The organism is Luteibacter sp. SG786 (assembly GCF_011759605.1).
Classification (GTDB): domain Bacteria; phylum Pseudomonadota; class Gammaproteobacteria; order Xanthomonadales; family Rhodanobacteraceae; genus Luteibacter.
On record NZ_JAAOYX010000003.1, the window covers coordinates 64,431 to 83,264 of the forward strand.

Consider the following 18,834-nt stretch of genomic DNA (forward strand, 5'->3'; position numbering starts at 1 on the left):
GGTGCCGTCTCAGGGATCGAGACGCTTCGCGGTCACGCCACCCGGGCGAACAACTCCAGCCGTTCTTCGCCTTGCATCAGGTGCTCGTAGCCTTCGACCACGGACGGATGGTCGGCCGCCGCCTGTTCCACGATGCTGGACGCGAGTGCCTTCATCATGCGTACGTTGTTGCGCAGGCGAAGGGCAAGCGTGTCGTCGTTGAGGCTGTCGTGCAGTGTGGCGTTCATTTCGGCGAACCAGGTAAGGTCGCGCTGGTCCATCATGTTCCGGCCGTTTCGCCGTTCGGACACCGCGTGCCAGCGCTGGAAGAACGTCTGCATGGTCGTGTTCAACTCGGCAGATTCCGCGAGTTCCGGCGCCATGCGCGTGACGAAGGCCGCGTCGCCCAGGCGATCCTGGAACACGATCTGGCATAGCACGCCCCAATAGTAGGCGTAGTCCCAGATCACCTTCACCGGCAACACTTCCGGATCGCCGAACAGGTTGTACTGCCCGCGATACATGCGCAGCGTGCCTTCGTAGAACGAGAAGAACATCCGTTCGTAGTGGCGCGCATAGGGGGCCACGGCCTCACCGCGCCGGTCCAACCCGACCAGCAGCGTGATGTAGGTGTTGGCGATGGCGATGAAGTCGCTGCCCGGCGAGTAGAACGGGTCGAGGAACGCGCCCGCTTCGCCGGTGAGCGCCCAGCGGTCGGAAGAGAACATCCTCGCGCAGCCGTACGAGAAATGGCGGAAGAAGGCAAAGTCGAGCAGCTTTTCGCGTTGGCTGGCTACGTGCCGGGCGACCACGGGCTGGTGTTCTTCCAGCCATGCGAGCGCGCGCTCGAAGGTTTTCATGCCCTCCAGCGGGTGCATCTGTGCATCGGCCACGATGCCGACCGAATGGGCGCCGGACGAAAGCGGAATCAGCCAGACCCAGTAGCCCGGACCCACGAGATGGTTCGTCGACCGCCAGCGTTCGGGCGGATGGCAACGGTCTTTCCATTCGGGGTCGTCGCACCAGTCGTCGATCGCCAGCCGCTCGCCGATGCGGAACCACACAGCGTTGGCGTGGTGGCCGTTGTCGCGGGTGAGGTCGAGCTTGCGGCGCATCAGGCCGGCGCGGCCGGATGCGTCCAGCAACCAGCGGGCCTGCAGGCTTGCATCGCCTTCGTTGCTGGCGAAACGCACGGTGTGCAGATTGTCGTCGGTGCCGATGTCGAATCCGCGCACGGTGACGCCTTCGCGGAAATCGATACCGCGGCGGCGTGCTTCGTCGCCGAGGAAGTTTTCGAGAATGCCGCGGTCGATCTGGTAGCTCGGTGTGGGCAGTACGGCACTCACGCCGAGTTCGGTGACGTCTTCGAGCCGGTCGCAGCCTTCGGAAAAGAAGAACCGGAAGCCGAACTTGCGGATGTGGGCTTCTTCCAGGTGGGGCAGGAGGCCGAGCGTGTCGCCGAAGTAGTGCGCGGCGATCTCGACGGTGGATTCGCCGACCTTGTGCGCCGCCTCGGGCAGCGGTCTGGCCTGCCGTTCGAGCACGACGATGTCCATGTCGGGGTAGGCCCCCTTGAGCTGCATGGCGAGCGTGAGCCCGGCCAGGCCCCCGCCAAGGATGACGGCGTCGTGCGGCTTGCGATCCATCGGTTCCACCCCTCGTGTGCTTCTGATCAGTTTACGGCCAGGCTTGCCGTCGCGCGGTCTTCCACGATCGTGGGTCGCGCTCGCGATCGCCGATAACTGGCGAGGACGCTCCCATAGTGGAAGATCCTGCCGATCGTATAGAGGGTGATCCGCGTCACGTCGCGCACGGGGCTGAAGTGGCTGAGCCGGAACTCCCCCTGGTAGCGCGATGCGATGGGCACCGAGACCACGCCGATGCCGCGTTCCCGACATGCCGTGATCAACACGGCCGCTTCGAAGACGAAATGTTCGGCGGGGATATCCGCCAGGTCGAGGATTTCCCGCGGATACAGCCGCTGCCCGCTCTGCGTATCGGCGATGGGAAGGGCGCAGGCCCAGGAAATGCCCCAGTCGGCGACGGCGTTGGCGCGGCGGCGGCCGTTCGGCTGCTGTTCGCGGTCGAGCAGGCGCGCGCCGATCACGATGGAGCCGGGATAGCGTTCGCCGGCGGCGACGATGGCGGGAATGTCGGCGGCGAGGTGCTGACCGTCGCCGTCCATGGTCACGACGGCGTCGTACCCCATGCGGCGTGCTTCGCGGAAACCCGTGCGCAGGGCCTCGCCCTTGCCCCGGCGCCTGTCGTGGCGGAGCAGGGTAGCGGGCATGGTGCCCACGATGTCTGGAGTGCGGTCGTCGGAACCGTCGTCCACCACGATCACCGGCAGGCCAAGCGCAAGCGCTTCGCTTACCACGCGACCGATGGCGCGCTCCTCGTTGAGGCAGGGAATGAGGATGCAATAGCGCGGCGTGGCGGCGCTCATGCGGCGACTCCCATGTCGATGTGCAGGTCGAGGCCGCGCGCGGCGGCTATGCGCAAGGCCGCCGGCCGGGTCAGTGCCAGGGCACGCATCAGCGGCACGGCCCGGGCGGAGGGATTGCTTGCCGACAGGCCGTCCAACCAGCCGTCGCCCATGGGATCGCTGCCGCTGTTGCCTCGCTCCGGCGTGATGTCCAGGCGCACAGCGGCACCCTCGGCACGCGGCGAGAGGACGAGCGCGACGGCGAACGGGCCGGTAGTGCTCGTCATGCTTCCCAGCGGTCCGGTACCGGCGATGTCGTAGCTTGCGAGCAGCACGTCGCGATCGTCGGCCACGGCGAGCGTGGCAGCCTCCAGCAGCCCGGCGCCGAAGGCTTCCTCGCCGCCCGACACGGCGCTGGAGGCCGCATGGCATCCGGTGGCTATCGTCCAGTAGCCCGCGGGCGCGTTGTGCACCGAGTTGTGGAACTTCGTCGGCGAGAGTTCGCGCGGTGCGGTGGCCAGGGTCTCGCACATGTAGTCGGTGATGACCTGGTCGCCGTGCGCGGAGGCGAACACGCACGGCAACGTGGCGGCGTCGCGACCGCTCATCCGCACGGCCTGGCCGGCGACCGCCGCCGCGAGCAGCACGCTTTCCGGGGCACGGCGGCGCTCGTTCGGCGGCAGCACCTCGGCCACCGGGCGCGTGGTTTCGCCCGGGGCGGCGCCGCCGGCGACGATGTCGCGGAAGGCATGCCAGTCACCGGCGCCGGGCGCCCAGAGACCGATGCCGCTGATCCAGACCGACAGGGCGGGGCTCATGCGCGTTGCTCCGCGCGGGCGAAGGCAAGGCACGCGTTGTTGCCGCCGAATCCGAAGGAGTTGCTGAGGGCGATGCGGATCTCCGCGGGCTCCGGACGCCACGCCATCTGCGGACCGCAGAGGGGATCGGGCGTGGTCGCGCCGAGGTTTGCCGGCACCTGGCGCTCGCGCATGGCGAGCAGCGTGATGGCGGCCTCCAGTACGCCGGCCGCGCCCAGGGTGTGGCCGGTGAATCCCTTGGTCGAACTGGCCCGAGTGGTCGGGGGGAAGGTGCGCGCGACGAGCGCGGCTTCCACTTCGTCGTTCTTCTGGCTCGCGGTGCCATGCAGGTTGATGTAGTCGACGTCGCCCGGCTCGATGCCCGCACGGGCCAGCGCGTCGCGCAGCGCGAGTTCCGCGCCGAGGCCTTCGGGGTGGGGCGTGGACATGTGGTGCGCGTCGCTGGCCTCGCCGTAGCCGATGAGCAGCGGGGCGTCCTTCGCCGCTTCGATGCGTTCGAGGATGGCGAAGCCCGCGGCCTCGCCGATCGAGATGCCGTTGCGCCCGGCGTCGAAAGGACGGCAGGGTTCGGGCGATACGAGTTCGAGCGAGTTGAATCCGAACAGCACGCTGTCGCAGAGGCTGTCGGTGCCGCCGACGATCGCCGCGTCGATGAGGCCGAGGCGGATCATGCGTTCCGCGTTCGCGAACACCTTGGCGCTGGAGGAGCACGCCGTGGCCACCGTGAGGCACGGGCCATCGAGTTCGAAAGCCGCCGCGACGAAGCTTGCGAGCGAATGGGGGGTATGCAGCACAGGGCGATGAAGGTCCGCGGGCATGCTGCCGTGGTCGAGCCGGCGATACCCCTCCTCGGTGGCGCCGATGCTGGCCGTGGATGTGCCCAGCAGCACCGCGATGCGTGCCGATCCATAGCGCTCGCGTGCCGCGCGCACCGCGTCGGCGAAACCGTCCTGGCGCAGGGCGATCCAGGCAAGCCGGTTGTTGCGACAATCCCACTCCGCCAGTTCGGGTGGAAGCGGCTCGTCCTCCACGCCGGCAACGCGCCCGATCCAGCAGTCGAGCGGCGCGGTACTGAAATCGTTCGGAACGAGGCCGCCACGCGACGAGGCGAGTGCGTCGGCGTGGGCTTGCAGGCCCCGGCCGAGGGCGGAGGTGGCGGTGTACGCGCTGATGGCTAACGGTGTCATGAGATGAGGCATGCGGCGAGCCTATCCTTTTTGATCCGCAGCGTCTCGTGAACGGCGTAATGCCACGCACGACACGTTCAGGCGATACTGCCGTCCTTGAGGATGCTTCCATGTCCGGTCTGCGCGCTCCGAAAATCCTCCGCCGTGGCGTCTGGCGTTACCTGAGCGATCGCGACATCCTCGTCGCGGCCTTCGTCACCGCCGTGGTGTTCGCCGCCAGCCTCGGGCTGGTCTATGCGGCGCACCTGGGGCGCGTGTACTGGCTTGCCGCGCGCGCACCGGCGCGCGCCGCCGGCCGGCGCGCCATGCTGATATTCGGCCGCCGTCTCGTAAGCGACCGGCCTGAAGCCGATTTCGTCGGAAGGCTCGCCAGGGGTCGCGCAGATGCCTTCGCCGGTTTCGCGGATCGCGTGCTCGTTCTTGGCGGCTACAGCGGTGGATCCATCAGCGAGGCCGAGGCCGGCCGCCGCTGGCTACAGGCCGAAGGGTGGCCGGAAACCGTGCCGCTGCAACTGGAACAGGCTTCCGTCGATTCCCTCGAAAACCTGCGCCACGCGCGCGAGTTGTTGCGGGAGCGCAGCGACGCCGCGCTTCCGCCCGTGTGGCTGGTGACCAGCCGCTACCATCTGGCCCGCTGCCTCTACCTTGCCCGGCGCCTCGGCTTCGACGCCGAGCCGCTCGCCGCCGAAGAGCGTCTGCCGCTCGGCCGGCGTTACGTCACTCGTCTGCTGATGGAGGCGGGCTACCTCATGTGGATCGACACCGGCATGCGCTGGGCGGCCTTGACCGGCAACCGGCGCATGGCCACCCGCATCTCCTGAGGGCGCGCCGCTTCGTCGCGGGCGTCCCTTCGTTGTGCTTGCTAAGCTTGGGCGTCCACTCTTATTGAAGGATGCGTCATGTCCGAGCAAGCCGAACTCGCCGCCTCGTTCCTGCGTGGTTTGCAGGATCGCATCTGCGCGGCTGTCGAGTTGGCGGACGGAGTGGCACGCTTCGAGGAAGACGCGTGGACCCGGCCGGCCGGGGGTGGCGGAAGAACGCGCGTACTGCGCGATGGCGGTGTCTTCGAGCAGGGCGGGGTCAACTTCTCGTACGTGACGGGGTCGCCGCTTCCGCCCAGCGCCACGGCCCACCGTCCGGATCTGGTCGGGGGCAGTTTCATCGCCACCGGCGTGTCGCTGGTGCTGCATCCACGCAACCCGTACATCCCGACCACTCATGCCAACGTGCGCTACTTCGAGGCGTTGAAGGAAGGCAGCGATCCGGTCTGGTGGTTCGGTGGTGGGTTCGACCTCACGCCCTTCTATCCCTTCGACGACGACGTGCGCCATTGGCACACGGTGGCGAGGGATCTCTGCCAGCCCTATGGCGACGATGTATACGCGCGGTACAAGCACTGGTGCGACGAATACTTCTACCTGAAGCATCGTGGCGAGACCCGCGGCGTGGGCGGGCTGTTCTACGACGACCTCAACGAAGGCGGCTTCGAGCGCTGCATGAACTTCATGCGCGACGTCGGCGAGGGGTTCCTCGACGCTTACCTGCCCATCGTCGAACGGCGCCGTGACATGCCGTACGGCGAACGCGAGCGCGAATTCCAGCTGTATCGCCGTGGCCGCTACGTGGAATTCAATCTGGTGTACGACCGCGGCACGCTGTTCGGCCTGCAGTCCGGTGGCCGCACCGAATCCATCCTGATGAGCCTGCCGCCCCGCGTGCGCTTCGAGTATGGCTATTCGCCGGAAGCGGACAGCGCGGAAGCGCGGCTCCAGGAGTACCTGAAGCCGCGCGACTGGGTTTGATCGGCCCCCCGATTTATTTGTCTCAGGGCGTCGCGCCGGAGAATTTCTTCGGCGTGGCGCCTTCGATCTTGCCGACCGTGGCCGAATCGCTGACGTAGAGTTCCACGTCGCGTTCGAAGGTGAGCGTGCCCTGCACGACGGCATGCGGGCCGATGACGATCTTCGGCACGCGATCGTTGTGATTGCCGAAGAGGCCCCAGCCCGGCTTCTTGACGAGCAGCCCGCCCTCGACCTTCGAGCCCTCGCCGATGGTGACGTCGGCGTTGGTGGTTTCGATGCCGCCGCCCACATGCGCGCGCTCCAGCTGGATCTCGCCGTTGACGTTGTGGAGGTGCCCGCCGACGTCCGCACCCTCGTCGAGGCGCACCCTGCCGTTTACGTTTTCCACATCGCCGGATACACGGGCCTTGTCGTTCAGGGTGACCGCGCCGTTGACCGTCTTGACACCGGTGGCCGTGGCGCCTTCGCCGATCTCGACCGAACCGTTCACCGTGCTGGCCTTCTGCACAACGGCACGGTCGCCGACGCGCACGGAGCCATTGACGGTGTGCACGTCCCCGGCGCGCTGCCCGGCGTCCACCGTGGCGCTGCCGTTGACCTTGCTGACGTCCTCCTGGGCGACGGCCGCGCCGGCGACGGAGAAGGCGATGAAGAGAGAAAGGAGCGTACGACGCATTGCGGGACTCCGCGGTGGATTGAGCCCTTAGGATGCACCCAAAGCGGCATAGGTTTAGCGTGACTGACGGCAGGGGCATTTGAGTGAGTCGCGGCCTGCGGCCGCTGGGAGCGCGCCTGGCGGCGCTTGTGAACCGTAAGTGGGTTTCCCTTACGGTTCGCAGCGGCCGCAGGCCGCGACTTACAGGCCGCCAAAGGCGGCCGACTCCCGCAGCAATGTTGACCTCGCCCGCCAAGACGCTCCACCATCCCCTTTTCCCTGCCCGCGCCCTACCGCCATGTACAAGCTCGTGATGATCCGCCACGGCCAGTCGGCCTGGAACCTCGAAAACCGCTTCAGCGGCTGGGCCGACGTCGACCTCAGCGAGCAAGGCGTGGCCGAGGCCCGCGAAGCCGGGCGCCTCCTGAAGGAGGCCGGCTTCACCTTCGATCTGGCCCACACCTCGTACCTGAAGCGCGCCGTGCGCACGCTCTGGCACGTGCAGGACGAAATGGACCTGATGTGGATTCCGGTGGTGACCGACTGGCGTCTCAACGAGCGGCACTACGGCGCGCTTACCGGCCTCAACAAGGCCGAGACCGCCGCGAAATACGGTAACGAGCAGGTGCACATCTGGCGCCGCAGCTACGACACGCCACCGCCGGCCCTCGAACCGGGCGCGAAGGCCTTCGCGGACGACGACCGCTACAAGGGTATCGCCGTGCCGCTGACGGAATGCCTGAAGGACACGGTGGAACGCGTGCTGCCGTACTGGCACGAGGTGCTGGCGCCGGCCATCCGTGCGGGGAACAACGTGTTGATGGCCGCCCACGGCAATTCGATGCGTGCCCTGGTCAAGTTCTTCGACGGCATTTCCGACGACGACATCGCCGAGCTGAACATCCCCAACGGCATACCGCTGGTGTACGAGTTCGACGCCGAGTTGCGTCCGGTGAAGCACTACTACCTGGGCGATCAGGCCGAAATCGAGGCCAAGATGGCCGCCGTCGCCAATCAGGGCAAGGCCAAGTCGTGAACGGGGCGGGTGACAGGCGTCACCCGCGATGGATCACAACCGCCCCTCGAACGGGCGCGCCGTGTCGCTAACCTAGGAGTCATTCCTAGCGACCGACCCCAAGAGGTTTCGCCATGCTGGCTCCGTCCGCCCTTTCCTTCGTGTTCGCCGCCCCGTTGATGGCCTTCGCCGTGTATCGCCGGGTACGCGGCAGCTTCGGCCGGCAGCCCATCCGCACCCGGCGGATGACGGTCCGCGTGGCGATCTTCGCTGTCCTCATAGGCCTGATGATGCTGTCGGGCCTGCAGAACATCCGCCTTGCCGAGGGTGCCCTCGGTGGCGTGCTGGCCGGCGGCGCGCTGGCGGCGCTGCTCGGCCTGCGCCTCACGCGGTTCGAACTGGGCGGCGACGGCGCGGATTGCTACGTGCCCAACCCCTGGATGGGCGGCGCGCTGACCGCGTTGCTGGTCGGCCGCCTGGCCTGGCGTTTCCTGATGCTGGCGCCGGCCATGGCGGGCGGCGCCGCAGCCACCCAGGGCCCCGGGCCGGGCAACAGCCCCCTGACGATGGCGATCGTCGGCCTTACCGTCGGCTATTACCTGGTCTATTACGCAGGGATCCTCCTGCACCACCGCCGCTACAAGCGGGCCTTGCAGGCTGCCTGAGCGGCAGGCGCCCGTTCAGAGGGCGTCGTTGTCCAGTTCGCCGGTGCGGATGCGGATGACTTGCTCGAGCGGGCTTACGAAGATCTTGCCGTCGCCGATCTTGCCCGTGCGTGCGGCCTGCTGGATCGCCTCGACCACCCGTTCGATCTGGTCGTCGGCCACGGCCACCTCCAGCTTGATCTTGGGCAGGAAGTCGACCACGTATTCGGCACCCCGATACAGCTCGGTGTGGCCTTTCTGTCGCCCGAAGCCCTTCACTTCCGTCACCGTCACCCCCTGTACCCCTACATCGGCAAGGGCTTCGCGGACGTCGTCCAGCTTGAAAGGCTTGATGATGGCGACCACCAGCTTCATGTATTACTCCTCGTGCGCGACGCGCGGACAGCCATTGTGCCATCCGGGTCCCGCCGTCTCCATACGGGGGTCTGTAGGAAAACCCCTACACAATGTGTGGGCGTAGGCCTATAGCGCCTACAATTCGAATACATAGAATTCATTCACGACATCGAGGTGCGCAAGATGGATGTGCAGGGTATCGATCAACTCGCACAGCGGTTGGCATCGTTGGTTCCGCCAGGGTTGGCGCAAGCGCGTGAGGATCTGCACGCCAACTTCAAAGATATTCTGGCGCAAGGACTCCGCCGCCTCGATCTCGTAACCCGCGAAGAATTCGATGTTCAGAGCCAGGTTCTGGCGCGCACGCGCGAACGGCTCGAACTCCTGGAAAAGCGCCTTGCCGATCTCGAAATGAGCGCGGCGCAACGCGGCCAGTAGGTCGTTCACACGTCCCGGGACCGCCCCCGATCCGTCACCCTCACCCCGAGAGCGGTCGGGGGCGGTTATTTTCCCGAGAGCGCAAGGAGTGCGTGTGCAGACCGGATCCAGCAAGGACCGTGATCCCGGCCCGGTAATCGAATTCCGTTACCGGTTACGATACCGGCCGTCATGAGCCTCGCCGTCACCCTCTCGCGCGCTCAGGAAGGTGTCGCGGCGCCGCAGGTGGTCGTCGAGGTACACCTCTCCGGTGGGCTGCCTTCCACATCCATCGTGGGCCTGCCTGAAGCGGCGGTTCGCGAGGCGCGCGACCGTGTCCGCGTCGCCATCCAGAACACCGCCTTCGAATATCCGAACCGCCGCGTCACGGTGAACCTGGCCCCGGCCGAACTGCCGAAGGACGGCGGGCGATTCGACCTCGCCATTGCCCTCGGCATCCTCGCCGCCGGGTCGCAGGTGCCCCGCGAGCGGCTGGACGATTGCGAATTCCTTGGGGAACTGGCGCTCTCCGGCGAATTGAGGGCGGTGCCCGGCATTCTTCCCGCTCTCATCCGTGCGCGGCGCAGCGGCCGCCGCATCGTGGTGCCGCGCGCCAACGCGGCCGAAGCCTCGCTGATCGGCGAGGGCGACGTGCTGCTGGCGGACAGCCTGGCCGAGGTCTGCGCCTGGTTGCGTGGGCAGGCCGAGCTTGTCGGTCCCGAGGCGGCCGACTTCTACGCCATGCCGGCCTGCGGCCCCGACATGCACGACATCCGCGGCCAGTTCCAGGCGCGGCGCGCACTGGAGATCGCCGCCGCGGGCGGACACCACCTGCTCCTGATAGGCCCGCCGGGCACCGGCAAGACCATGCTCGCGGAACGCCTGCCTGGCATCCTGCCGCCGATGACGGAAACCGAGGCGCTGGAAAGCTGCGCCATCCGTTCGCTGTCCGGCGAGGACATCGACCCCCGCTGCTGGCGCCGCCGCCCGTTCCGAGCGCCGCACCACACGGCATCGGGCGTTGCACTGGTCGGCGGCGGATCGTCACCGCGGCCCGGCGAGATCTCTCTGGCCCACAACGGCGTGCTCTTCCTCGATGAGCTTCCGGAATTCAGCCGGCACGTACTGGAAGTGCTGCGCGAGCCGTTGGAGTCCGGACAAATCGTCATCTCACGCGCCGCACGGCAGTCCACGTTTCCCGCGGAGTTCCAGCTCGTCGCGGCCATGAATCCATGCCCGTGCGGCTACGCGGGCGATCCCCTGCACGAATGCCGTTGCACGCCGGACCAGGTGCTGCGTTATCGCACGCGCATCTCGGGGCCGTTGCTGGACCGCATCGATCTTTGCGTGCAAGTGCCCCGGGTTCCGATCACGGAACTCTCCGCCGGGCGGGGCCCGCGCGACGACGACAGCACCACGGTGCGCCAGCGCGTGATTGCCGCACGCGAGAAGGCCCTGCTCCGTGCGGGGCAGGCGAACGCGGAACTCAGTGTCGTGAACCTCGAACGCGACTGCGCACTCCCCGCAGCGGAGCGCGACTGGCTACAGGAGGCACTCGACAAGCTCGGTGCATCCGCTCGCGCCTACCACCGCATCCTGCGCGTGGCGCGCACCATCGCCGATCTCGAAGGCGGGGCAGGGTGCGTGGAGCAACCGCATCTTGCAGAAGCGCTGCATTACCGGCGGTTCTGAGATGCCGAAGTCAGGCGCATTTTCGGCAACGGCGGACGTAACGAATGTCTTCGCATGTGGATTCGCGTTCATCGGTAGGTCGCGATTTCCTGCGCTGTTGCCGAAATGGTGTAAGGCAGAACTTAATCGTTTGTAGGTGTTCCCCTACATAGGATGGTCTTACACATCGACGCTCGATACGCTGGCTGCAAGCGTAAGACGCTGAAACGGAATCGTGACGCGCACCACAGACATCGTCGAGGAAATTACGATGTGAGCGACGCAGGGCAATTTCGTATTGACACGCTGTTGTGCTCGCCCTTATAGACAACCCCCATCACGCAAAGCGGCCGCGATGGCACGCGATGAGCGCGACACTCGCCCATCGCCATCGAGTGCGGTCCGCAAGCGTGGCGTCCGAAGTGACGACGGGCAGTACCGTGCATCCTTCGATGCAACGGTTCGTGAGCGGCATTGCCAATGACGGCAAGGGGGCGGGGCTTGTTTTCCTATTATCTGGAACTTGCTTTACGTAGCTTTCGGCGCAGTCCGGGGTTGACGGCGCTCATGGTGCTCGCGATCGGTTTCGGTGTGGCCGCTTCGATGACGACGTTCTCCGTCTTTCGCGCGGTTTCCGGCGACCCCATCCCGTGGAAGTCGCACCGTCTTTTCGTTCCCCAGGTGGATGTGTGGGGCCCGGCGGAGCGGGGAAAGGACGGCGAGCCGCCTGCCGCGCTCGACTATCGCACCGCCACCTCGTTGTTGAACGAGCATCGCGGTTCGATGCAGGCCGCCATCTACAAGGTGTCACCCGCCGTGCAGTCGACGCGAGCCGGAAGCCATCCCGTGAATGTGGACGGGCATGCGGTAAGCAGCGATTTCTTTCCGATGCTGGAGGTGCCGTTCGCTTTCGGTTCCGGCTGGAGCAGGCAGGACGACGAACGGCGGGCGAATGTCGTCGTCATCGGAGACACACTCAATCGGCGGCTTTTCCAGGGGCGCAACAGCGTCGGGGAAACGTTGCAGGTGGCGGGGAAGAGTTACCGCATCGTCGGTGTGCTGGCCCATTGGGATCCGCAGCCGCGGTTCTTCGACATCGTCAACACCGGTGGCTTCACCACCACCCGCGAAGATGTGTTCCTTCCGTTCGAAACGGCGGTCGGCGCGGGCATGGCCAGCACGGGTAACACGGGGTGCAGCAAGAGTCCGAGCGAAGGGGGCATCGCGGGACTGAAGGAATCCACGTGCGTCTGGATTTCCTATCTCGTCCAGCTCGACGACGCGGACGCCGTCCGCTCCTATCGCGCCTATCTCGACGGCTACGCGCGGCAGCTTCAGGACAGCGGCGCGACGACATGGGCACCCAACAACCGCCTGCGCGACATCCCCGCATGGCTCGATGCCCAGCACGTCGTACCCGCGGACACGGGCGTCTCCCTGCTGGTCGCTCTCGGTCTCCTCATCGTCTGTCTGGTGAACACCTCGGGCCTGCTACTGGCCAAGTTCCTGCGCAGGAGCGGAGAGATCGGCGTCCGCCGCGCCATCGGTGCTCCACGCGGTGCGATCTATGCGCAGTTTCTCACCGAGGCCGGCATGATCGGCATCGCCGGCGGGTTGCTCGGGCTGGCCCTGACCGGGTTGGGCGTCGCGTGTGTCCATTGGCTCCTGCCTGCCGACATCGCTTCGCTTGCGCGTGTCGACCTCGCCCTCCTGTTGCTCACTCTGCTGCTTGCGTTGGTATCCACCTTGCTCGCCGGGCTCTATCCGACCTTCCGGGCAACGCTGGTGCAGCCCACCTGGCAGCTGAAATCGCAGTGAGGCGGTGACATGACCATGCATCCCATGATCTCCGCATTGCGTCGACATAAGGCCGGTGTCGCACTCATCGTGCTGCAGATCGCCCTGACCCTGGCGATCGTCTGCAACTCGGTCTTCATCATCGGTGGACGCATCGAACGCATCGCGCGGGCCACGGGACTGGACGAAGACGGGCTCTTCCTGGTCACCCAGCAATGGGTGAGCGAGGGCGACGCGGATGGGAAGGACGCTATAGAGCGCCTCGACACGATGCAGCGCGAAGATCTGGCCGTGCTGCGTGCGCTTCCGGACGTCGCATCGGTTACCCCGATCAATTCCCTGCCCTTGCTGAACTCCGCGGCGTGGAACGGCGGCATCGGCCTTGCTCCCGATCAGCCCAAGGCGAACCTCCAGGCCAGTTTCTATTTCACGGACGAGAACGTCCTGCCGACGCTCGGCGTGAAGCTGGTGGCGGGTCGCGCTTTTACAGCCGCTGACGTCGAGCACAAGGCGCTGGGCGACGCGAATACGCCGTCGCGGATCATCGTCAGCCAGGAGATTGCCCGGCGGCTTTTCCCCGATGGCGGCGCCCTCGGCAAGAATGTCTACCTCGACGGAGGCGGCGCGCCCGCGTCGATCGTCGGCATCGTGGATAGGCTGCAGACACCGGGTACCAACGCGTTCAGTACCAGCTTTGCCTATAGCTCCGTGCTCGTGCCCACGCGCCTGAATTCCACGTTCTCGCGATACGCGGTAAGGGCGAAACCCGGCCGTCTGGCCGCCGCGATGCGTGCCGCGCCGGATGCGCTATACCAGGCGAACAGCCAGCGCGTGATTGCGGAGGACGGCATCCAGAGCTACGCGGACATCCGTCACGATGCCTACCGGGCCGACATCGGCATGGCCATGCTGATGGGCGGCGTATCGCTGATCCTGCTGTGCGTGACGGCGGCCGGGGTGTTCGGGCTCACCAGCTTCTGGGTCGATCAGCGCGAACGGCAGATCGGCATTCGGCGCGCACTCGGTGCGCGGCGCCGCGACATCCTCGGTTATTTCCAGGTCGAGAATCTCCTGATCGTGGGCTCCGGCGCCGTACTGGGCATCGTGCTTGCGGTCGGCCTGAATTTCGCGCTCATCAAGCGCTATGAAATGGATCGCCTGCCCGTGACCGACGTGCTCCTCGGCGTCGTGTGCGTGCTTGCCTTGAGCCAGGCTTCGACATTCGTTCCCGCGCGACGCGCGGCTCGAGTCGAGCCGGCCAGCGCGATACGTTCGATGTAAAGGGTGAAACGCGATGCCGGGGGCATCGCGCAGTGAATTCCATAGCCATGCCGGATCCACCGGATGGGACACCTGCCGCGGGAATGTACCGCGGCCGGGCGATCCTCAATGCGCCATCGTTCTTGTGCACAGGACATTGGAGGTTGTTGTGGGTACGAATAGCGACGTTCTCTCTAAGTCACCGCTGGACCGCATTCCCATTCGCCTGATCGAAGAGCCGATTGGCACTTCTGCCAGGAAGCCGCCCATCCGACTGAAGCCTTCGCGCTTCAACGTGCAGGCCACCACCGAAGAAGGATGGCTGCTGTTGTGGAATACCTACAGCGGTTCCATGAACGCCTTTCGCCCGGAACAGCACGACGCGGTGCGGGCACTGATCAGCCAGAAGACCGACGCCGACGAAGGCCGCAAGATAAGCCGCTACCTCGTCGACCGCGGGTTTCTCGTGCCGATGGCGACGGACGAGCTGCGCCGCGTGCAGTATGCGTTCGGCACCGAGAACCACCGCACCGATCGCCTCGAACTGATCCTTCTTGCCTCGGAAGACTGCAACTTTCGCTGTACCTACTGTTACGAGGATTTCCGCCGGGGGACGATGCTCCCCGAGGTGCGTGAAGGCATCAAGAATCTTGTGCGGAGCCGGCTCGGTGCGTTGAAGGAACTCAGTGTTTCCTGGTTCGGCGGCGAACCGTTGTACGGCATGGAGGCCATCGACGACCTGGGGCCGTTCTTCACCCAGATCGCGGACGAGGCCGGACTCCGCTACCACACCCACATGACCACCAACGGTTACCTGTTGACCGACGACGTGGCCGACCGGTTACTGGCCGCCAGGATCAACGACTTCCAGATCACCCTCGACGGGCTGCCCGAGGACCACGACCGCCATCGCGGCGCGCGGGACGGCGGCAAGACGTTCGATACGATCTTCCACAACCTCTGCCGCCTGGCCGAGCGGCCGGACCGCTTCACCGTCGTCATCCGCGTGAACTTCGACAAGGAGAACTCGCCGGGCCTGGAAGCCTTCCTGCCGATGCTGCAGGAGCGCTTCGCGAACGACGACCGGTTCGTGCTGGCGTTCCACTCGGTGGGCCAGTGGGGCGGTGCCAACGATGCCAACCTCGCCGTATGCGGCGTGGACGAGTCGCAGGCCGTGCGCACGAAAGTGACGGCGCTCGCGCGGTCGCTGGGCCTCAACGTTACCGGCGGATGGCAACCCGGACTCGGTGCCGGCGAGGAAGTGTGTTACGCGGCGCGGCCGTACAACTTCATCGTCGGTGCGCACGGCGATCTCATGAAATGCACTATCGACCTCGACAAGGCCGACCACAACATCGTGGGCACGCTGAAGGCCGATGGCACGCTCGATCTCGACGTCGACAAGATGGCTTTGTGGACCGAGCCGGCCTTCGAGCGGGACTCCGGATGCCAGAGTTGCCACATGCTCGCGGCGTGCCAGGGCGTGCACTGCCCCAAGATCCGCATCGATTCGGGTGAGCGACCCTGCCCGGGCATCCGGCGCACGGCGAAGCAGGAGATGGTGGCCTACTTCGAGTCGACCCAGCGGCAGGCGGCCGCCGCGGCAATGGAGCCCGTGCCGTGAGCGCCGTGCCGCGCATCGACGGCCACGATAGGATGGCGCAGGTGCCGCCCGCGGTATGGCAGGTGAACGACCTGCTTTCCTCCGACGATGCCGACCCGTCGGAGGTGCATGCGAGGCTTCTGGCCTTGAGCGACGACGACCTTGCCCACTACGGGCTTCGTTCGTATCGCATGAACCTCATGGCGCTGCTGGGTGAGCACATGGCACCTGAGGCCGTGCTGCGCCTCGCTCGCGAGGCGGCCATCAGCAAGTTGTGGCTCGGCTGGGAATACCACCACCACTACCTGTCGAAGCTGGACGTGACACCGCCACCGCCGCGGCTGCAGCGACTGCCGGTCGATGCGGTGAAAGGCCTCCTCGCTCGGGGACGCGGCGCCATCATCGCGACGTTCCACCTCGGCTATATGCGCGACATCCCCTCGGACCTCGCCCATGCCGGCATACCGATCATGGTGCCGCTGGCGCGGGATGCCTATGGCAACTATGAGTCGGCACGCCTGGACCGCCCCGAGGCCGCCCTCTGGACGTGCTTCCGGCACGTGTGCGTCGAAGAGGCGGCGGGTTCGCTCGCGCTTGCGCGACACCTGGCGCGTGGGGGCTGCGTGCTGTCCACGATCGACGGCAACACCGGACTCGACGGCCCCCGTGGCGGCGATCGGCGGTCCGTCGTGAACATGCTCGGCACCGAAGCTCGCGTGAAGAACGGACTGATCGCCATGGCGGCGAGGTTTGGCGCTCCCATCATTCCCGTCGTCGCCACCACCGTCGACGGGGAGCGGGTTTGCCATGTCTTCCCTGTAGCGGACCCTGGGCGTCCGCTTACCGGTGACGAAGCGACGGACTTCGTGGAGGCCACCGTTCACGGTCTTTACCGGGTGCTGGCCGAAACCCTGTTGCATGCCGCGGGCGAGTGGTGCGGCGGCGACCTGTTCCATCAGTGGAGGCTGCCGCGCGGAATCGACGAGGAACCGCTGTCGGTGGCGGAGGCGCGACTGGCGTCCGTGCTCGACCGTCATGGAAGGGCCGTGCTCGACCTGTCGCGGGTCATGCCGCTTACCAGTCGCGGAGAGCGCGTGTTCGTCGACGTGCACTCCATGAAGTGCTACCGGCTGCCCGAGGACGAAGGCGAGTTCGCCGACCTCCTCCAGGATGCGGGCCGTGGCATCACGCGCGATTGGCTGGACGGACTCGGCACGGCGCGTCGCGCCAGCGTCTGGCGATTCCTCTGTGTGCTGGCGTCGCGCGGGGGCCTCTCGCTCCTCCACGACGCGTCGTTGTCGGCCGCCTGAGGCGCAAGGGATCGGTATTGCCGCCTGCGATGTGCGGGGCGGCGATGTGGAAAACCACGCACATCACGCGGCGCCGGCTCGCCCGTCGCCTTCATTGGAACATCAAAAGGAAATCGACGTGACCAATAGCACCGAGCACAGCAACGAATCGTTGTTGATCGACGAGTTCGAGATCATCGAACTGGAAGATCGTCTTGAACTCGCCGGTCGCTGCAACGGCCGTTGTGACGGCCAGAGCAAGCCGACGAGCGCCTGAGCGGCCTCGCGTTAGCGAAGGGCGTGCCGGCGCCGGCGCGGCTTTCGTGTTCCGAAACCAACGACCCATCTCATGGAGAAATCCGTCATGAATACGAACATCGAAAGCAACAACGGCGAACTGCTCATCGACGAATTCGAGATCATCGAACTCGAAGACCGTCTCGAACTCGCCGATCGCTGTAACGGCCGCTGCAACAAGACCAGCCAGCCGACGGGCGGCTGATCCAGCAGGTCGTGACTTTTTTCCCGCCACTCGACGAGAGCGGCGGGGTCCGAGCATGACGATGGGGCCAGGCAGCCCGACTGTCCTGGCCCCATTCCACCGGCAAGCATCGACATGACCCACGACATCCCGCATGTCATCAACCCGCTCCTGGAAGTCTCGGACTTCGATTCGGATGCCGGGAAACCCATGAAGCTGTGCCTCATACCCCGGGCGGGTGGGGCCGGCGAAGTGCGCTTCGCGCTGCCGGCCGACTATATGGCGCTTGCGCGCGAATTTGACGGACAGCGCGATACCGATGCGGCGATCCAGTCGTTCATCGACAAGCATCGCCCCGAAAGGGATAAGTCGTGGCTGACCCGCCTGGTGACGGAATCGCTGGTGCCCAAGGGCATCGTGATCCGCGCGGACCAGGATCCGCGATGCGCCACCAGCAGCCAGTCCGACAAGGCCTTCCTGCACGTGAAGCTCCCCATCATACGGTCGAGCCTCGTCGAGCCGGTGGCCCGGAGCCTTTCCTTTCTCTACCGGCCCGCGGCGATGATCCTCGGCCTCGTCGGGTTCGTGGCCATGCACGTGGTCGTGTACGGGTTCCTCTTCCGAGGGCAGCACTTCGAGTTCGGCGAGCTTGGCATCGCCAGCGTGCTCTTGCTCATGCTGATCTCCACGCTCGCCACCATCTGCCATGAATTCGGCCACGCCACCGCCGCCGCCCATTTCGGCTGCCGCAACATGACGATCGGATGGGGCGTGTACCTGATCTACACCGTTCTGTGGACGAACGTTTCGGATGCCTGGAAGTTACCAAGGAAACACCGGGCGATCGTCGATATCGGCGGCGTGTACTTCGAGTCGTTTGCGCTCTTCGCGCTGCTGATCGGCTATCTGGCGACAAACAATCCCATCTTCCTGTTCGGCTTCATCTTCGTCGACCTATCCATCGCCAACACCTTCAACCCATTCCTTCGCATGGACGGCTACTGGCTCGTCAGCGATCTCTTCGGCATCGTGAACCTGCGGAAGCAGCAGGAGATATGGTGGCAGGATCTGATCGAACGGATCCTTCATCCGCGTGCGCATACGAGCCGAAGCACGTTGAAGCCGATGGCCAAGCGTGTGCTGGCGGTCTACACCATCCTCGGGACGCTCTTCATCGCCTATGTCATGAAGACGATGTTCGTCGTGGTCGTGCTCAGTGTGCTGACCAACCTGCCGCAATTCGCTCACGAGACGTGGAGCAAACTCGCGTCCGACGCCACGTGGTCGAACGTACTTCATGCCGTCGCCGAAACGGGCTGGCGCATCCTTGTCATCCTCGGCGCCGGCTTCACCTTCTGGAATATCGGCAAGGCGCTCGGTCGGATGCTCGGTCGTCTTCGTCGCGTGGCGCGGGCCGTGGCGGAGGGGGCGTGA

Annotated in this window: 19 protein-coding genes; 13 read left to right on the forward strand and 6 right to left on the reverse strand. The window is 65.9% G+C overall.

The genetic code is table 11. The annotated features are described in order from the left end of the window. Positions 1-32 precede the first annotated feature (32 nt). Genes FHS47_RS16205 through FHS47_RS16220 form a run of 4 tightly spaced genes read right to left on the reverse strand, consistent with a single transcriptional unit; the run spans position 33 to position 4,421 of the window. On the reverse strand, positions 33-1,625 hold the full coding sequence (locus FHS47_RS16205; RefSeq protein WP_167030451.1) for a tryptophan 7-halogenase: 1,593 nt from the start codon (positions 1,623-1,625) through the stop codon (positions 33-35). 26 nt (positions 1,626-1,651) lie between these two features. Then, a complete protein-coding gene (locus FHS47_RS16210) occupies positions 1,652-2,425 on the reverse strand; it encodes a glycosyltransferase family 2 protein (protein WP_167030454.1) in 774 nt (257 codons plus the stop codon). Further along, entirely contained in the window at positions 2,422-3,222 is an 801-nt protein-coding gene (locus tag FHS47_RS16215; protein WP_167030457.1) for a beta-ketoacyl synthase chain length factor, read from the reverse strand. The genes FHS47_RS16210 and FHS47_RS16215 overlap by 4 nt, the downstream gene beginning before the upstream one ends. Beyond that, complete coding sequence (locus FHS47_RS16220) at positions 3,219-4,421, reverse strand: beta-ketoacyl-[acyl-carrier-protein] synthase family protein (RefSeq protein ID WP_208382090.1); 1,203 nt, start codon at positions 4,419-4,421, stop codon at positions 3,219-3,221. Before FHS47_RS16220 ends, FHS47_RS16215 begins: the two co-directional genes overlap by 4 nt. 98 nt (positions 4,422-4,519) lie before the next feature. Between FHS47_RS16220 and FHS47_RS16225 the strand changes: the two genes are divergently transcribed. Both FHS47_RS16225 and hemF read left to right on the forward strand, forming a co-directional pair. Further along, on the forward strand, positions 4,520-5,230 hold the full coding sequence (locus tag FHS47_RS16225) for a YdcF family protein (protein WP_167030460.1): 711 nt from the start codon (positions 4,520-4,522) through the stop codon (positions 5,228-5,230). Positions 5,231-5,308: 78 nt separating this feature from the next. Then, on the forward strand, positions 5,309-6,211 hold the full coding sequence (hemF, locus tag FHS47_RS16230) for an oxygen-dependent coproporphyrinogen oxidase (protein ID WP_167030463.1): 903 nt from the start codon (positions 5,309-5,311) through the stop codon (positions 6,209-6,211). A 22-nt stretch (positions 6,212-6,233) separates the two neighbouring features. Here hemF and FHS47_RS16235 read toward each other — a convergent pair whose 3' ends face one another. Continuing rightward, entirely contained in the window at positions 6,234-6,887 is a 654-nt protein-coding gene (locus FHS47_RS16235; protein ID WP_167030467.1) for a hypothetical protein, read from the reverse strand. A gap of 277 nt (positions 6,888-7,164) precedes the next feature. Here FHS47_RS16235 and gpmA point away from each other — a divergent pair, with 277 nt between their 5' ends. Beyond that, complete coding sequence (gene gpmA / locus FHS47_RS16240) at positions 7,165-7,902, forward strand: 2,3-diphosphoglycerate-dependent phosphoglycerate mutase (RefSeq protein ID WP_167030470.1); 738 nt, start codon at positions 7,165-7,167, stop codon at positions 7,900-7,902. Between the two features lie 113 nt (positions 7,903-8,015). After that, positions 8,016-8,546, forward strand: a complete 531-nt coding sequence (locus FHS47_RS16245; RefSeq protein ID WP_167030473.1) for a DUF1453 domain-containing protein — start codon at positions 8,016-8,018, stop codon at positions 8,544-8,546. A gap of 15 nt (positions 8,547-8,561) precedes the next feature. Here the strand turns inward: FHS47_RS16245 and glnK are convergent, their stop codons facing one another. Next, on the reverse strand, positions 8,562-8,900 hold the full coding sequence (gene glnK, locus FHS47_RS16250) for a P-II family nitrogen regulator (RefSeq protein ID WP_166699925.1): 339 nt from the start codon (positions 8,898-8,900) through the stop codon (positions 8,562-8,564). 165 nt (positions 8,901-9,065) lie between these two features. Between glnK and FHS47_RS16255 the strand changes: the two genes are divergently transcribed. The 9 genes from FHS47_RS16255 (at position 9,066) to FHS47_RS16295 (ending at position 18,834) form a co-directional block, all read left to right on the forward strand. Further along, the gene (locus FHS47_RS16255; RefSeq protein ID WP_167032269.1) at positions 9,066-9,320 is read left to right on the forward strand and encodes an accessory factor UbiK family protein; all 255 of its coding nucleotides are present in this window, start codon (positions 9,066-9,068) and stop codon (positions 9,318-9,320) included. 171 nt (positions 9,321-9,491) lie between these two features. After that, complete coding sequence (locus FHS47_RS16260) at positions 9,492-10,991, forward strand: YifB family Mg chelatase-like AAA ATPase (protein ID WP_167030476.1); 1,500 nt, start codon at positions 9,492-9,494, stop codon at positions 10,989-10,991. A gap of 480 nt (positions 10,992-11,471) precedes the next feature. Then, on the forward strand, positions 11,472-12,788 hold the full coding sequence (locus FHS47_RS16265; protein ID WP_167030479.1) for an ABC transporter permease: 1,317 nt from the start codon (positions 11,472-11,474) through the stop codon (positions 12,786-12,788). Positions 12,789-12,797: 9 nt separating this feature from the next. Next, on the forward strand, positions 12,798-14,048 hold the full coding sequence (locus FHS47_RS16270) for an FtsX-like permease family protein (RefSeq protein WP_167030482.1): 1,251 nt from the start codon (positions 12,798-12,800) through the stop codon (positions 14,046-14,048). Between the two features lie 148 nt (positions 14,049-14,196). Next, positions 14,197-15,651, forward strand: a complete 1,455-nt coding sequence (locus FHS47_RS16275; protein ID WP_208382093.1) for a radical SAM protein — start codon at positions 14,197-14,199, stop codon at positions 15,649-15,651. Next, positions 15,648-16,940 (forward strand): hypothetical protein, encoded by a 1,293-nt coding sequence (locus FHS47_RS16280; protein WP_167030484.1) that lies wholly within the window; start codon positions 15,648-15,650, stop codon positions 16,938-16,940. Before FHS47_RS16275 ends, FHS47_RS16280 begins: the two co-directional genes overlap by 4 nt. A 118-nt stretch (positions 16,941-17,058) precedes the next feature. Beyond that, the gene (locus FHS47_RS16285; protein WP_167030487.1) at positions 17,059-17,196 is read left to right on the forward strand and encodes a hypothetical protein; all 138 of its coding nucleotides are present in this window, start codon (positions 17,059-17,061) and stop codon (positions 17,194-17,196) included. An 87-nt stretch (positions 17,197-17,283) separates the two neighbouring features. Beyond that, a complete protein-coding gene (locus FHS47_RS16290; protein ID WP_167030490.1) occupies positions 17,284-17,421 on the forward strand; it encodes a hypothetical protein in 138 nt (45 codons plus the stop codon). 114 nt (positions 17,422-17,535) lie between these two features. Beyond that, positions 17,536-18,834: a hypothetical protein gene (locus FHS47_RS16295; RefSeq protein ID WP_167030493.1), complete on the forward strand. Its 1,299-nt coding sequence runs from the start codon at positions 17,536-17,538 to the stop codon at positions 18,832-18,834.